The organism is Bradyrhizobium sp. McL0616 (assembly GCF_049993385.1).
Lineage (GTDB): Bacteria > Pseudomonadota > Alphaproteobacteria > Rhizobiales > Xanthobacteraceae > Bradyrhizobium.
Window position 1 is genome coordinate 4,730,597 of sequence record NZ_CP188255.1, and the last position, 15,763, is coordinate 4,746,359.

The following is a 15,763-nucleotide window of genomic DNA, read 5'->3' on the forward strand; positions in this document are numbered from 1 at the left end:
GATTTGCTAGCTGCTTAGAGGTGGTTTGGACGGCTTGAGTTCATCGTCGGCCTTGACCGCCACGAAGCGGGTGCCGGCGCGATCGACCAGAAGGACCAGGGTTCCCTGCGGCAATGGTCCCGATGCGGGCGCAGCGACCGCCCAGACGAAGTGCCGGTTGCCGTGGACATCGGCGACACTGACACGGCCGGGCGGCCCCTGGTCGAGCGGGCCGATGACGACCTCACCGACGCGGCCGACGAGATCGCCGAGACTTACGGCGTAGCTCTCATCCTTGGGAATGGCCCGCGCGATGGCACCGCTGGCGGCGCGGACCAGCGGAACCGACACCACGACCGCCCCGACCGAGGCGATCGTCGCGGGCAAGGGACCGGCGACCATCCGCGCGACATCCTGGATGAGGAAGCCAGTGATGGAGAATGCGCCGAGCACCAACAACAGGAAGATCAGAGGCGGCACGCCGCCGACATTGATCCAGGAGATCGCATTGATCACGCCGTTGTCGCTGGGATGACCGAAATCGATGGTGGTGCCGAGCATCTCGCTCAGCGAGGCCCCGACCAGCATCGAGACGACCTCGACTGAGCCGACGATGAGGATCATGGCCGCCGCGATCGCGAACGGCCTGACCTCCGGCGCCATGACGTGTTCGAGCAGTGCGCTCATGACACGTTACTCAGGAGCGGGACTTCAACCGCGCCAGCCTCGCTGCAATCTCCTTGTCGCGATGCAACGTGCTGAGCTCGTCGATGTCGCTCGAATACGGGATGCCCTGCGGCACGCCGGTGGCGCGCGCCACGGCCTTGCCCGCACGCAGTGCTTTCGCCGCAGCCGAGGCGCCGCCCTGTTTCCGGGGTGACGTCGAGGCCTGGTGGCTTGCGAGAGCCTCGCTCTTCGCGAGTTCGGCGCGACGCTGCTCGGCGTCCTGGAGCGCCGACAGGACGGCGCGCAACGAGGTGACGTTATTCTCGATCTTCTCGTTGTTCTCGTCGATGGCGCGGGACAGCACCTCGAACTGCGCCTCGAGGTCCATCTGGCGCGCGATGCCGGCGCGGGCGAGATCGTCGCGGCTATCAGCGATCGCGCCCTCGATCTTGGCGGCGAGGTCGGTCATCTCGCGCTCGATCTCGGTGCGCCTGGCGTTGAGACGGTATTCTTCGGCCCGCGCTGACGCGAGTGCGTCGCGCGCCTCGATTTCGGCCCGTTCGATCTCACGGATGGCCTGTCCGACCACCCCAAGCTTGTTCTTGCCTTCCGCCTGCTCGATCGCGTCATAGGCGATGCCGGCGATCAGGCGCCCGACTCGTGACAGGAAGTTCTCGGGAGCGGCTGCGATGGTATCCATGGCGTTCTCCTCCTCTGGCAGACTGTTCGGCGTGACGCCGTAGTGAACTTCGAAACCGTCATCGGTGCGGATCAGGTGCGCGGGTGCGCTCTGCCCCCACCCCTCCGCGTAGCCGGCATAGTCGAAGGGCACGCTGAAGCGCCCTTGCACGGTGGCAATCGAAATGGTGGCCGGGCCCTTGATCTTGGCGAGCTTGTCGTCGAGCGGCAGGCGACGGCCTTGGGCGGCGCGATAATCGGCGCGGTCGCGGAGGCCCAGCGTCACCAGGCGCGACGGCAGCGCGGTCTGCTTGCGGATCGGCTCATAGGCATGGGCATGCAGCAGCACGACGTTGGAGCCGACATTGTGGGTCCGCGCGACCTCATCCAGAATCTCCATCATGCGGTCATAGGCCTGGAACGTCGCCTCCATCGCGGCCTTGGCGGCCGGATCAGGGGCAAGCCTGTAACGCAGCGCAGACGGCGCGTTCTTAGGCGACGGGCTCATGGAAAGCACTAAAGCACCATTTTGGTGCTTTACAAGGGGGAAGCTCAATCACGTTCCACTGATCCTTATGCACTCTGTGGGTTAGTCGCGGGCCGCAGGTCGTGCGTTCAAGGCGGCTATCATGTCCAGAGGCTCTTGTGTCCCGGACAAGCTACAACGCCCCTCGCACGTTGAAGATGCGCGTAAACGCGCTTAAGGCGTTGCGGCGCAGAGCCGGGATCCAAGGGGCCGCATCGTACGCCGCTGCATGGGCCCCGGCTCAGCAGCGCACCGCTGAAGAGCGCTGCGCTGCATCAGGGGCACGAGAGTGATGTCGCGAGGCACGCCGCTCTCGCCGCGCCGTCATTGCGAGGAGCTCTTGCGACGAAGCAATCCAGACTGCCTCCGCAGATGCATTCTGGATTGCTTCGCTTCGGCCTTCGCTCTCGATAGAGCATTTCATCTCCGTCGCGGGCGTCTCGAACGCCCGCGAAATGCTGCGTTCAGCAGGACGGGCAAGCGGACAGTACGCGATCAACGCGAGCCAAAGGCGCAACCGTCATCGCTATCATTGAGGCGCCGACCACCCTTCGACGGGCTCATCTTCGCTCTCGCTCGCCGTTCCAAAAGATGACGAGAGTGCCGAGGCTACACGACGGCAGTGGCGCGTTTTGGGCCCAAAGCCGTGCTGTTGCTCTTGCGAAACACTTCCGCAACATCACGGACGATTCACCTTGGTGTCATCCAACATTCATAACCACCGCAAAGAATCGGGCAAATCATAGGGCTTTGCCGCGAGTTTTCTTTTGTGCGTTTCATGCGGAGGTGGCAATGCATTGCAGGTATCATCTAATAGCATCTACTGTCCCGTTGATGGCTTGGATGCTGGTTCCCGGTGTGGCGGCAGCGCAATCGATGTCGGATGCCGAGAAGATCGAACGGCTTGAGCGCCAGACCGAGATACTTCAGAGACAACTCAAGGAGCTTCAGAAGGAAATCGCGAGCACGCGCAAGAAGACCGATAAGGTGGAAGCCGTGCAGGCACGCGCTGTCGTGCCCGTGGCTGCGTCGCCTTCGCCGCCCGACAAGGGCCCGATTCTCAAGTCTCCGCCGCCCGCGATAACCGATAAGGTCAAGGTGACGGTGGGCGGCTTCATCGCGGCGGAATCGGTCTGGCGCCAGCGTAATGAGGTGGCCGACATCGGATCGAATTTCGGCGCGATACCTTATCCGTTCTCGCCGCTCTATCACGAGAACGAGTTCCACGGCACGGCGCGACAGAGCCGAATTTCCTTGTTGGTCGAGGGTGCAATCGATCCGCAGCAAAAGCTTGCAGGCTACTACGAGACGGATTTTCTCGGGGCGGGGAACACCTCGAACTTCAATCAGAGCAACAGCTGGGCTCCACGCTTACGCCAGGTCTATGGCACCTATGACAACCTGAACTGGGGCATCCATGTTCTCGCCGGTCAGTCCTGGAGCCTGCTCACGCAAAACGTGGTCGGGATCACGCCGCGCAAGGAAAACATCCCGCTGACAATCGATGCAAGCTACGTTGACGGCTTCAACTATACGCGCAATTGGCAGGTCCGTTTTGTGAAGGATTTTGGTCCGCAGGTGTGGTTCGGCGTTTCGGTCGAAACTGCCGCCAACATCGTTTCCGCCAGCACCGCGACCGCCCCGGCGGGCACCGGCGGCGCTTTCGCGAGTGGCGGCATCGTCAACGGCGTCGTCACCAATTTCGCCAATCCCGGAGGCAGCTTCCTGACCGGCGCGACCGTCACGACCGACAAGGCACCCGACATCATCGAAAAGGCCGCGTTCGACCCGGGCTGGGGCCACTACGAAATCCTGGCACTTCAGCGGTTCTTTACCGACAGCATGCTGACCTGTGGGCTCGCACCATGCATCGTCGGCTCGACCGCACAGGCTGGCACAACCTCCGAGAAGACGGCGTTCGGCTGGGGTGTCGGTGGCTCGGTTCTGCTGCCGCTCATTCCCAAACAACTCGAATTCACCGGCAGCGTCCTGTATGGGCAGGGCATTGGCCGCTACGGCGCAGGCCAGTTGCCCGACGCGACCATCGCAGCAGACGGCTCGCTAACGCCGTTGACCGGACTGCAGACGATGATCGGCTTGGTCGGCCATCCGATCGAGGGGCTGGACATCTACGCCTACGCCGGTCTCGAGCAGGTGGAGGCAAAGTACTTCAATTCCGGCACGACCTTGCTCGGCTATGGCAATCCTGGCTTCAGCAACGTTGGTTGTACGCTCGCGACCCCGAGTTCCTTTGCCGGCACGACGCCAACCAACTGCATCGCCAACAACCGTCGCCTGGAGGAGATCACGGTGGGCTTCTGGCAGAATCTGTACAACGGCGTCTATGGTCGCGTGGCTGCCGGTGCCCAATACGAATACATCAGGCGCCAAGCGTTCAATGGACTTGGCGGTGCACCTTCGACCGACGACAATATCGTCATGACATCGCTGCGGTGGTACCCGTTCTGAGTGAGGCAGCACAAGCGACTTCAACGCGAGGCGGCGTAGCGCGGGACCAGTGCCGCACCGCGGCTCGCGCGGTGATCGAACATTCCGAATTCGATAAAACTAAATCGTCTCGATCTGCGCGCAGATGTGCACGATCAACGAATCACTTCGTGTGGTTATAAACAGAGATATGACGTCCGAGGGACGCATCTGCGGCCGGCATCCGCAGCACATGACCCTCTTCCACAGCTTGTCCGCAGCATATCCACAGGCCGACTATGCCGGATTCGCGAGCCCGCGGAAGCTACTTGCTGCGCACAAATCCACAGGTCCGGGTCTACCCGCCGGCCTGGTCGAACACGGTGCGGCAGGCTTCGCTCAAGCTCGACCGGTTGCGCCGCAGGCACGCGGTGATGGCACGGACGTTGGGGATCTCGCCGGCGCAGAGCCGGTAGACGTCGGGCGTGCATGCCCGGCGCTGCTCCGGCGTCCCCTGCTGCGCATGGGCGGCGGAGGCAAACAGCGTCAGGAACAGCCCGACCGTCGACGCCCGGCGCGCCCTGCTCTTCACGCCCGCAAATCGCAAGAACCTCGCCTTCATGACCAGTCTCCTGTCTGCCCGACCCACGTTGGCCGGTGTGTGCAAAGGGGTAGGAGGAATAAATCGCGGGGGATGTGATCTCTTTCACACTGGCCGCTGCAGGGAGACGCCTAGGGTTCCACCTGCGGTTCCCTGGGGATTTTTTTGGGATTTTCAGGAATCGCTAACCAAACGGGACCCGATCGCCGGATCGTTAAAATGCGAACGATCGGCTCAATCGGGAAACAAACCGGCTCTGCGACAGTGCGCCATCCGCGTTCCGGAGGGTGCGATGAGCGAAGCCGAATTCAACTTGCTGCTGGATACCGTCCGCGACGCCATGGTCCATGACGATTTCGCGTTTGCGCCGGAGGAGAAATTCGTGCCCCGCTCGTGGAGCTACGACGCGACGCCCAAGGCCGCGAATGACAACGAGGGTGCCTGGCCCCTCCTGCCCTTTCCGGACAGCTGGTACGCGTCCTGCTGACCCCTAGCCAGGTCTCATTAGCCAGGTCTCATTAGCCAGGTCTCATTAGCCAAGTCTCATTAGCCAGTCTCATCAAGCCAGACCTTGCGAACGGACGCGCCCGCCGCGGTCACGATCAATTCTTGACGCTCTCCTCGCCGTCCTGCGGCGCCCTGTCGGGTGCGGCCGGCGGAAAGATGCTGTCATAGATCGCACGGGCCTCGGCAATGAGACGAGCCCGCTCCAGCTCAGACTTCGGGGTAAATCGGACGATCTCGCCCACGTGCTCTCCAGCGCTCGATGGTTGGGGACTGCATCCCTTCGCAGATGCGAAGTCTGTGCCATCGGGCCTGAATCGAGGGTTTCCAGCAAACCCCGGGCAAACCCGGTGACCGGGAGTCACCAAGCGACGCATAAGCGAAGGGCGAAACCCACGCTGATATCGGATTTATGATGATATATCAGTAGCTTGTGATGGAGGCCACGTCGGGACTCGAACCCGAGTAAACGGTTTTGCAGACCGGCGCGTAACCACTCCGCCACGTGGCCCCAACGAGGGCGGACCAATATAGAGGATCAAGGGTTTAGGCAACCGCCTTCGTCCGACTTGCCCTACCAACGTGTGACCGCTTCATGTGGCCGCTGCCGAAAAACAAAAAAGCCCCGCTGAGCGGGGCTTCTCCGTTATTGAGACCTGAGGAACGATCAGTACCTTGCGACGACCGGGCCGCCGAACTTGTAGTTCAAGCCGACCTTCGCGATCGAGAGCTTGTTCTTGAAATCGACGTTTGCCGTCGCAGGGGCACCGACGATAGGCGAGAAGTCCAATGCGACGTTCTTCTTCTCGAAGTCGATGTAGTCGTATTCAATGAACGCGCTCCAGTTTTGGTCAAACGCGTATTCGGCGCCCAAGCCCAGCAACCAACCCAATGTCGTGGCGCTCGCGCCGACGGATCCCACACCAAGACCAAAACCGCCGGGGATGCTGAGGCTGTGGTCGGTGTGCATCCAGGCCGCGCCACCCTTCACGTAGACAAGGGTGCGATCGCCAACGACGCCACCCAACCGGGCCGTCGCGGTACCCAACCAGTCGCTCTTCGCCGTGCAGGAGGCGGCGCCGGCCACGCAGGGTGTCGTGCCCTTCACGTCCATGCCCGCAATGTCACCCTGGACACCAAAGACAGCCCAGCCGGACTGGAAGTTGTAGCCGATCTGGCCGCCGCCGAGGAAACCGCTTCGGCTATTTTGGGCGATGGCAAACCCGCCCGGGATCGCGCCGCCGGGATTGATGGCGGTCAGCGTTGACTCTGTGGTGCCCCAACCGGCGCCGACGTGACCGCCGATATAGAATCCCGTCCAATTCCAGACGGCTGCCGGCGCAACATAGGGCGCCTTGACGGCCATGTCGGCTGCGTAACCCATCGAGGTGGAAGCCAGAAGAACGGCGGCGGCAGCGAGATGAATCTTCATAAAACCTCCGATAGATTGATCGAACTTCTACAATTCTACTGATGCCGGTAAACCTACGGTCGCTGATCCGGAACTACTAGTGTTCAAAAGCCACACCGCCTCTTGTTGAGGCTGCTGCATACAACGATCAGGGCGCTTGAGGCTCCACAGCGGGCACAGCGCGACGGATGCCGATTCAAGCGACGCTTTGTCGCGCTTGCAGCACCCGCGGCTCTATTCCTTTCCGGCGCTCGCGAGATACTGGCTGAGAATGTCTTCGGTCGGTCCGGCAGCGACGATCCGCCCCTGCTGAAGCAGGATCGCACGGTTGCAAGTGCTCTTGATGAGGTCGATGTCGTGCGAGGCCAGCACGAGAATGCCGGCGCGGGCCACGATCTCGTTGAGCCGTTGCCTCGCTTTGATCCGGAACTGCTGGTCGCCGACGCCGATCCATTCGTCGAGCAGCACGATCTCGCCTTCGACGGCGGTCGCGACCGCAAAGATCAGGCGCAACATCATGCCGCTGGAATAGGTGCGCAGCGGCAGATCAAGCCGGTCGCCGAGCTCGGTGAATTCGGCAATCTCCGCGCGGCGCGCGTCGATCTCGGCGCGCCGCGCGCCGATCACGAGGCCGCGGCGCATGATGTTCTCGTAGCCGGTGGCCTCCTCGTCGAAGCCGGCCGACAGGTCGAACAGCGACAGGCAGCGGCCGAGCACGTCGATGCTGCCCGCCGACGGATGGTAGATGCCCGCCAACACCCTCAGGAGCGTCGTCTTGCCGGCACCGTTGGCGCCGACGAGGGCGACGCGGTCGCCTGCGCGGATATCGAGACTGACGTCGTTCAACGCAGCGACGATGCGCGGGCGCGGTGCCTCCCGGCGCAGCGTCACGGCGCTGACGAACCGGCTGCGCAGCGAGCGGTCGCGAAACGACAGCACCGGAAACGTCACCGAGACGTTGCGAAGCACGATGTGGGCCGCGGTGCTCATGCGCGCCTCACAGCCAATATGCCACGCGGTGGCGGTATCGCGCGTAACAGCCGAGGCCGATCACGGCCACGATGGCCGCGTAGATGACCCCGAGCAGCCATTGCTCCGCGTCGGTCGGCTGCGACAGCAGCGGCCTGCGCACGAGATCGAGCAGCGTCGCGAAGGGATTGGCGCGGATCAGCCAGTGAAACGCGGTGCCGCGCACGGTGTCCTCGGTCCAGATGATCGGCGTCAGAAAGAAGACGAATTGCAGGCCGCTGACGATCGCAGACCCAATGTCGCGAAACCGCGCGCAGAGCATGCCGAGCGCAATGGAGCCGCCGAGCAGCGCGATCAGCAAAATCGCAAAGCCGGGCACTGCGAGTACGATGTTCCAGTGCAGCGGCCATGGCATTACGGCGTAGAGCAGCACCACGATCACCAGATGATGCGCGAAGATGAGGACGTTGCGTGCGATCATCTGCAGGACATGCACGATCAGCGGCGCCGGCACCGCCTTGATCAGATGCCCCGACGCCACGAAGATGTTGGAGCCCTCCTGTAGCGTGGTCGCGATCAGGGTCCAGACGATCAGGCCGACCGCGAACAGCGGCAGGAAGCCGGCAATGTCCTGCTTGAACAAGGTCGCATAGACCGTGCCGACGCTGGCGATCGTCGCCGCGAGCGTCAACGTGATCCAGAGCGGGCCAATCACGGTGCGCCGGTAGCGCAGCGAGATGTCCATCAGGGCGAGCGTGCCCCAACGATCGAACCGCACCGCCTGTGCTAGGATTTCCTTCGCTGCGGCCTGAATGCGACTGCCCCCTTTTACTTTCGGGATTCACGACGGTGTCACAGATAGCAGATGGCCAACATCTGGCCGAGGGTCTGTATCCGTCCACTCCCCCGGGGGCAATCAACCGTGCCGAGGATGCGGGCCGAAGTCAGGCTCGCTTGCCCCGCCGGACACCGCGCCGACGGTCCTTCACTGGCGGCTTCGGAGCCAATTCCGGCATTTCGGCCTGGACCTCGCGGTAGCGTGTTAGCATCCGTTCAAAACTGGCATTCAGCGTCTCGGCGATGTCGGGGCGCCGCTCCAGACCGGCCAGGATTATCGCGGCGGCCTCGATGGTCGACAGCCCGTCCTTGCGCGGCTCCTTGCGCAGGCGCCCGTAGCGCGAGGGGTGCGCCGGGTTGAGGATCACGCGCTGGCATTTCAGCATCCAGGGATTGCGCCACCACAGCGCCTTGGCCTGGCTCCAGGTGCCGTCGAGCAGCACCACGCCTTCGAGCTTGCCCAGGATGGCGCGCTGGTTCTCCGCGATCTCACCCTTGCGGGTCAGCGCCAGGATCTCACCCTCGGAATCGAGATCGGCCGCGCGTGCCGAGCCGAGATAGAGTACGGCCCAGCGTGCGGCATTCTCGACCGGATATCCGAGCGCCTTGGACAGGCTCGGCCAGGACAGGCCGACCCGGACCGTGGCCTTGGCGAAATGCTGAGCAGTCAGCCGCGCCGTTCCGAGCCCCTTGTCCTGCTCCTGCGGGTGCTGGAGGATCAGGAGCCCGAGGCGGTTTTCAATGGGCGTGACACTGTCGCAGACGCACAGCGGCATCGGCTTCTGGCAGTGGGGACATTCGGGGATCGGCTCGGCCGGCGCGGCGGCGGTGGGGTTCGACATGGTCGCCGCTATACGCTTGAAGCGGCGGTTCAACAACCCGCCTATTCCGCCGGCGCAGGCAGGGCGCGCGGCTCGGACCGGCGCCGCAGCCGGTCGATCAGCAGATAAATCACGGGCGTCGTGTATAGCGTCAGGATCTGCGAGACGAACAGGCCGCCGATGATGGTGATGCCGAGCGGCCGCCGCAGCTCCGTGCCCGGACCGGTCGCGACGACCAGCGGGATGCCGGCGAAGAGCGCCGCCATGGTCGTCATCAGGATGGGACGAAAGCGCGCCTGGCAAGCTTCGAAGATGGCTTCCGCCGAAGACAGGCCACGCTGGCGCTCGGCGTCGAGTGCAAAGTCGACCATCATGATGCCGTTCTTCTTGACGATGCCGATCAGCAGAATGATGCCGACGAAGGCGATCACCGTCAGCGGCGTGTTGGTGATTTGCAGCGCAAGCAAAGCGCCGAGGCCGGCCGAAGGCAGCGTCGAGATGATCGTCAGCGGGTGGGCGAGGCTCTCATAGAGCACGCCGAGCACGATATACATCGCCACCAGTGCGCCGAGGATGAGCAGCGGCTGGCGGCCGCTGGTCTTGGCGAAATCGCCGGCGTTGCCGTCAAAGCTGCCGCGGATGCCTTCCGGCATGTGCAGCTCGTCGACCGCGCGCTGGATGTTCTGGGTCGCGGCCTGGAGCGGCACGTCCGGCAGCAAATTGAACGACACCGTGGTCGAGGGCACCGACTGCGAATGATAGACCGCAAGCGCCGCGAGCCCGCGCGTTGCATGCACCACGGCTGACAGCGGCACCTGCACGTCGTTGGCGCCGGCGACATAGATGCGATCGAGATTAGACGGATCGACCTGGAATTTCGGATCGATCTCCAGCACGATCATGTACTGATTGCGCTGGGTGTAGATGATCGAGATCTGCCGCTGCGAGAAGGCGTTGTTCAGCGCATTGTCGATGTCCTGGACGCGGACGCCGAGCATCGCAGCCTTCTGGCGGTCGATGTTCAAGGTGAGCTGAAGCCCGCCGGGATCGCGATCGCTGGAGATATCGGTGATGCCTTCGACGCTCTCCATCCGCTTGGCCACGATCGGCGCCCATTGCTGCAACAGGCCGAGATCGGTGCTGGACAGCGTGTACTGGTAGTCGGAATCGCTTTGCCGCCCGCCGGCGCGCACGTCTTGTGCCGCGAACATGAACAGACGGATGCCGGGCACCGGGAACAGAGCACGCCTGAGACGGTCGATCACTACCTGGGTCGAGACGTGATCGCGTTCCTCCGGCGGCTTCAGGCTGATGAACATGGTGCCGCGGTTCGAGGTCGCGGCCCCCGGTCCCCCGCCTCCGCTGCCGACCGTCGAGCCGATGCCGGCCACCGCCGGATCCTGCATCACGATGTCGGCGAGCCGCTGCTGCAAGCTCAGCATCGACTGGAACGAGATGTCGGCCGAGGCGCGCGTGGCGCCGATGACGAAGCCGGAATCGTCGGTCGGGAAATAGCCCTTGGGAACCTTGATGTAGAGCACCACCGTGAGGCCGATGGTGGCGAAGAACACCAGGAGCGTCAGCAATGGGAATTCGAGCACGTTGCGCAAGGTGCGGGCGTAGAAGGCGACGATGCGCGTCAGCGAGCCCTCGATGATGCGGTCGAACAGGGTCGCGGTGCCCGAGGTGGTCTGCCGGATGTAATGGGCGCAGATCATCGGCGTGACCGTCAGAGACACCAGGGTCGAGACCACGATCGCGAAGGTCAGCGTCAGCGAGAATTCGCGCAGCAGGCGGCCGACGATGCCGTCCATGAAGATCAGCGGCGTGAACGCCGCGATCAGCGACAGGCTGATCGAGACCACGGTGAAGCCGATCTGCTTGGCACCCAACAGTGCCGCCTGCATCGGCGGCATGCCATGCTCGAGATTGCGGAACATGTTCTCGATCATCACGATGGCGTCGTCGACCACGAAGCCGACCGAGATCGCGAGCGCCATCAGCGACAGATTGTCGATCGAGAAGCCCGCGACCCACATCCCGGCACAGGTCCCGGCCAGCGCCAGCGGCACCGAGATGCCGGCCGCGATCGTCGGCGTGAGGCGACGCAGGAACACGAACACCACGACCATCACCAGGATGGCGGTCGCCAGCAGCGTCCACTGCATGTCCATGACGCTGGCGCGGATCGTGCTGGTGCGATCGACCAGCGTGGACACATCGACGCCGGCCGGAATCCACTGCTTCAGCTCGGGGATCAGCGCCTTGACCCGGTCGACGGTGTCGATGACGTTGGCATCGCCCTGCTTGGTGATCTGGATCAGGACCGCCGGCTGCTTGTTGAACCAGGCGATCGAGCGCGCATTGCGGACGCCGTCCTCGATGTCGGCGACATCTGACAGCCGCACGAAATTGCCGTTGGAGCTCTTGATGACGATGTTGCGGAACTCTGCGGCCGTGCGCATCTGCTTATTCAGCGACAGCGTCTCGCTCTGGCGTTCGCCGTTGAAGATGCCGACGGGACCGAGCGGGTTGGCGTTGATGATGGCGGTCCGCACATCGTCGGTCGCAATCCCGGCGTTCGACAGCGCTACCGGGTTGAGCTGGATACGCACCGCAGGCTGATCGGCGCCGCTCACCGTCACGTCCCCGACGCCCGGAACCTGTGAGATGCGCTGGGCGAGGACCGTATCGGCGACGTCGTAGATCGCGCTCGCCGACAGCGTCTTCGAGGTCAGCGCCAGCACGAAGACGGGCGCGCCGGCCGTGTTGGCCTTGCGGAAGCGCGGCAGCGCCGGCAGGTCGCTCGGCAGATCGACCAGCGCGGCATTGATCGCGGCCTGGACGTCACGGGCAGCCTTGTCGATGTTGCGGCCGATGTCGAACTGGAGCTGGATGTTCGCCGTGCCGAGCGAGGACGTCGAGGTGATCTGGTTGATGCCGGCGATTTCGCCGAGCCGTCGCTCCAGCGGTGCGGCGACGGTCGCGGCCATTACGGACGGATCGGCACCGGGACGGCTCGCCGAGACGAAGATGGCGGGAAAATCGACATTCGGCACCGAGGCGACGGGCAGGAACTCGTAGGCAACGGCTCCCAACAGGAACAGTCCGATCGAGAGCAGCGTGGTCGCGACCGGGCGGCGGATGAAGGGCTCCGAGATCGATGCCATCACTGCATCCCCTCGGTCGCCCCGGCCGTGGGCGGCGCGCCGGGCTCCGCCGGCGGCAGCGCTTGCTCGAGGCGGCTGTTGATGCGGTCGAGCGCGAGGTAGATCACGGGCGTGGTGTAGAGCGTCAAGAGCTGGCTGAGCAGCAGGCCGCCGATGATGGAGATGCCGAGCGGAAAGCGCAGCTCGGCGCCGGTGCCGCTCTCGATCGCCAGCGGCAGTGCGCCGAACAGCGCCGCCAACGTCGTCATCATGATGGGCCGGAAGCGCAACAGACAGGCCTGCACGATCGCCTCGTGCGCCGGCATGCCCTGCTTGCGCTCGGCCTCGAGCGCGAAGTCGATCATCATGATCGCGTTCTTCTTGACGATGCCCATCAACAGGATGATGCCGATCAGGCCGATCACCGAGAGGTCCTGCCCGCACAGCATCAGCGCGAGGATCGCGCCGACGCCGGCCGAGGGCAGCGTCGAGAGGATGGTGATGGGATGGATGTAGCTCTCATAGAGCACGCCCAGCACGATGTAGATCGTGATCACGGCCGCGAGCAGCAGCCAGGGCTGTCCGGCAAGCGCCTTGGCGAATTCGGCCGCGTCGCCGGCATAGACGCCGACGATGCTGTTGGGCATTTCGATGCGGGTCTCGATCGTCTTGACCGCCTCGACTGCATCGCCGAGCGCAGCACCCGGCGCGAGATTGAAGCTGAGCGAGATCGCCGGGAATTGCGCCTGGTGCGAGATCGCGAGCGGCGCCGTCGTGCGCTTGAGCGTCGCCACCGCGTCGAGCGGCACCTGGGCGTTGGGCGCACCCACGGTGCTGCTGGCGCCGCCCGGCAGATACAGCTTCGACAGGATCGAGGGATCGCGCTGGTACATCGGCAGCGCCTCCAGTACCACGCGGTACTGGTTGGCCTGGCCGTAGATGGTCGAGATCTGGCGCTGCGCAAACGCATCGTTCAGCGTATCGGTGATGCCCTGGAGACTGACCCCGAGCTGGCCAGCGCGGGTGCGGTCGACATCGAGCTGCGCCCGAAGGCCGCCTTCCTGCGCCTCCGAGGACACATCGCGAAACAGCGGATCGCGCCGCATCTCGTCAACCAGCTTGCGCGACCATTCGGAGACCAGGGTCGCGTCGGTGCCGGTCAGCGTGTACTGGTATTGCGAACGGCTCGACTGGGTCGAGATCTGCACGTCCTGCACCGGCTGGAAATAAACGGTCATGCCGGGAATGCCAGCCACCTTCTCCTTGAGGCGGGTAATGACCGCGCTGACATCGTCGTGCCGCTCGCCGCGGGGTTTCAGCGTCATGACGAGACGGCCGACATTGGTGGTCGGGTTGACCGAGCCTGCGCCGATCACCGAGACCACACCGGTCACATCAGGATCGGCCTTGATGGCGTCGGCGGCCTCGGCCTGCCGTTTTTGCATCTCGGCGAACGATACGTCGGGCCCGGCTTCCGTCACCGCCGTGATCGAGGCGGTGTCCTGGAGCGGCAGGAAGCCTTTTGGCGCGACGACATAAAGGACCAGCGTCGCAAGCAGCGTGGCGAAGGTCACGACCAGCGTGGTGCGCTGGTGCTGCAAAACCACGAGCAGCGTCCGGTGGTAGAACTCGACGGTGCGATCGATGAAGCGGCTGATCGCGGCGAGCCCTGGCACCGCAAATTCTTCATGAGCGTGCTTGAGCAGCCGCGAGCACATCATTGGCGTCAGCGTCAGCGAGACCACGGCCGAAGTCACCACCGCGATCGTCAACGTCAGCGCGAATTCGCGGAACATGCGCCCGACGAGACCCGACATGAACAGCAACGGGATGAACACCGCGATCAGCGAGACCGTCAGCGAGATCACAGTGAAGCCGATCTCACTGGCGCCCTTGAGCGAGGCCTGCATCGCGCTGTCGCCATTCTCCATATGGCGGACGATGTTCTCGATCATGACGATGGCGTCGTCGACGACGAAGCCGGTGCCGATGGTGAGCGCCATCAGCGACAAATTGTCGAGGCTGAATCCGGCAAAATACATGATGCCGAAGCTCGTGATCAGCGACAGCGGCAACGCCACGCCCGCGATCAGTGTCGCCCGCAACGAGCGCAGGAACAGCAGCACCACCAGCGTTACCAGCACCACACTCAGGATCAGCGTGAACTGCACATCGTGAACCGAAGCACGAATCGTGACGGTGCGGTCCGAGACGATGGTCAGGTGCACGCCGGCCGGAATTGCGCGCTGAACTTTCGGGATTTCGGCGCGGATCTGGCTGACCACGTCGATCACATTGGCGCCGGGCTGGCGCTGGATGTCGATGATGACGGCCGGCGTGCCCTGGTACCAGCCGCCAGTGCGGTCGTTCTCCAGCCCGTCGACGATCTGCGCGACGTCGCCGATCGTGACAGGCGAGCCGTTGCGATAGGCGATGATGATGGGACGGTAGGCGTCGGCCACGGCGATCTGGTCGTTGGCGGCGATGATGTAGGATTGCTGGGCGCCGTCGAGCGAGCCCTTCGGCCCGGAGACGTTGGCGTTGGAGATGGCGGCCCGCAGATCCTCCATGGCGATGCCATAGGCAGCCAGCCGCGCCAGATCCGCCTGGATGCGTACGGCTGGCTTCAGCCCGCCGAGCACCGAGACGCGCCCGACGCCGGAAATCTGGCTCAGCCGCTGTGCCAGTAACGTATCGGCGATGTCGCTCATCGCTCGCAGCGAGATCGTGTCGGAGCGCAGCGCCAGTGTCATCACCGGCGCATCGGCCGGGTTCACCTTGGCGTAGGTCGGCGGATAAGGCAGCGTCTTGGGCAGGACGCCGGCTGCGGCGTTGATCGCGGCCTGCACGTCCTGGGTCGCGCCGTCGATGTCGCGGTTGAGGTCGAATTGGAGCGATATCTGGCTGACGCCGAACGAACTCGTCGAGTTCATCGCCGACAGCGACGGGATCTGGCCGAGCTGCCGTTCCAGCGGCGCGGTGATCAGCGAGGCGATCACATCGGGGCTGGCGCCGGGAAGCTGCGTCGTCACCTGCACGGTCGGGAAGTCGACCTGCGGCAGCGCCGAGACCGGCAGCGCGAAATAGCCGAGCGCGCCGCCGATCAGCAGCGCGATGCCGAGCAGTGAGGTGGCGATTGGCCGGCGGATGAAGGGTTCTGAGACACCCATGGGATGCGCCTGCCGCTTAAGCGGC

General features: G+C 64.0%; 12 protein-coding genes and 1 tRNA gene. 2 read left to right on the plus strand and 11 right to left on the minus strand.

Translation table 11 applies throughout. The annotated features are described in order from the left end of the window. Nucleotides 1-6 precede the first annotated feature (6 nt). Together ACPPVR_RS23050 and ACPPVR_RS23055 are read right to left on the minus strand one after the other, a co-directional pair. The gene (locus ACPPVR_RS23050; RefSeq protein ID WP_426608873.1) at nt 7-666 is read right to left on the minus strand and encodes an OB-fold-containig protein; all 660 of its coding nucleotides are present in this window, start codon (nt 664-666) and stop codon (nt 7-9) included. Between the two features lie 10 nt (nt 667-676). Beyond that, complete coding sequence (locus ACPPVR_RS23055) at nt 677-1,840, minus strand: PspA/IM30 family protein (RefSeq protein WP_426608874.1); 1,164 nt, start codon at nt 1,838-1,840, stop codon at nt 677-679. 600 nt (nt 1,841-2,440) lie between these two features. Between ACPPVR_RS23055 and ACPPVR_RS23060 the strand changes: the two genes are divergently transcribed. Further along, nucleotides 2,441-4,318 (plus strand): hypothetical protein, encoded by a 1,878-nt coding sequence (locus tag ACPPVR_RS23060; RefSeq protein WP_426608875.1) that lies wholly within the window; start codon nt 2,441-2,443, stop codon nt 4,316-4,318. Between the two features lie 316 nt (nt 4,319-4,634). Here ACPPVR_RS23060 and ACPPVR_RS23065 read toward each other — a convergent pair whose 3' ends face one another. Continuing rightward, nucleotides 4,635-4,898 carry a hypothetical protein gene (locus ACPPVR_RS23065; protein ID WP_426608876.1) on the minus strand — a complete coding sequence of 88 codons (264 nt, stop codon included), beginning with the start codon at nt 4,896-4,898 and terminating at the stop codon, nt 4,635-4,637. A 271-nt stretch (nt 4,899-5,169) separates the two neighbouring features. Here ACPPVR_RS23065 and ACPPVR_RS23070 point away from each other — a divergent pair, with 271 nt between their 5' ends. Continuing rightward, entirely contained in the window at nt 5,170-5,364 is a 195-nt protein-coding gene (locus ACPPVR_RS23070) for a hypothetical protein (protein WP_426608877.1), read from the plus strand. 115 nt (nt 5,365-5,479) lie between these two features. Here the strand turns inward: ACPPVR_RS23070 and ACPPVR_RS23075 are convergent, their stop codons facing one another. The 8 genes from ACPPVR_RS23075 to ACPPVR_RS23110 form a co-directional block, all read right to left on the minus strand. Then, nucleotides 5,480-5,626: a hypothetical protein gene (locus tag ACPPVR_RS23075; protein ID WP_426608878.1), complete on the minus strand. Its 147-nt coding sequence runs from the start codon at nt 5,624-5,626 to the stop codon at nt 5,480-5,482. A 192-nt stretch (nt 5,627-5,818) separates the two neighbouring features. Beyond that, a tRNA-Cys gene (locus ACPPVR_RS23080) sits at nt 5,819-5,892 on the minus strand. Nucleotides 5,893-6,048: 156 nt separating this feature from the next. After that, nucleotides 6,049-6,747 carry an outer membrane protein gene (locus tag ACPPVR_RS23085; RefSeq protein ID WP_426608879.1) on the minus strand — a complete coding sequence of 233 codons (699 nt, stop codon included), beginning with the start codon at nt 6,745-6,747 and terminating at the stop codon, nt 6,049-6,051. 279 nt (nt 6,748-7,026) lie between these two features. Continuing rightward, nucleotides 7,027-7,782: an ABC transporter ATP-binding protein gene (locus ACPPVR_RS23090; RefSeq protein ID WP_426608880.1), complete on the minus strand. Its 756-nt coding sequence runs from the start codon at nt 7,780-7,782 to the stop codon at nt 7,027-7,029. Nucleotides 7,783-7,789: 7 nt separating this feature from the next. After that, nucleotides 7,790-8,506: an ABC transporter permease gene (locus tag ACPPVR_RS23095; protein ID WP_426616164.1), complete on the minus strand. Its 717-nt coding sequence runs from the start codon at nt 8,504-8,506 to the stop codon at nt 7,790-7,792. 199 nt (nt 8,507-8,705) lie between these two features. Continuing rightward, entirely contained in the window at nt 8,706-9,440 is a 735-nt protein-coding gene (locus ACPPVR_RS23100) for a tRNA-uridine aminocarboxypropyltransferase (protein ID WP_426608881.1), read from the minus strand. 41 nt (nt 9,441-9,481) lie between these two features. Next, a complete protein-coding gene (locus tag ACPPVR_RS23105) occupies nt 9,482-12,589 on the minus strand; it encodes an efflux RND transporter permease subunit (RefSeq protein WP_426608882.1) in 3,108 nt (1,035 codons plus the stop codon). After that, nucleotides 12,589-15,738, minus strand: coding sequence for an efflux RND transporter permease subunit (locus ACPPVR_RS23110; protein ID WP_426608883.1), 3,150 nt, complete (start codon nt 15,736-15,738; stop codon nt 12,589-12,591). The genes ACPPVR_RS23105 and ACPPVR_RS23110 overlap by 1 nt, the downstream gene beginning before the upstream one ends. Nucleotides 15,739-15,763: the final 25 nt, after the last annotated feature.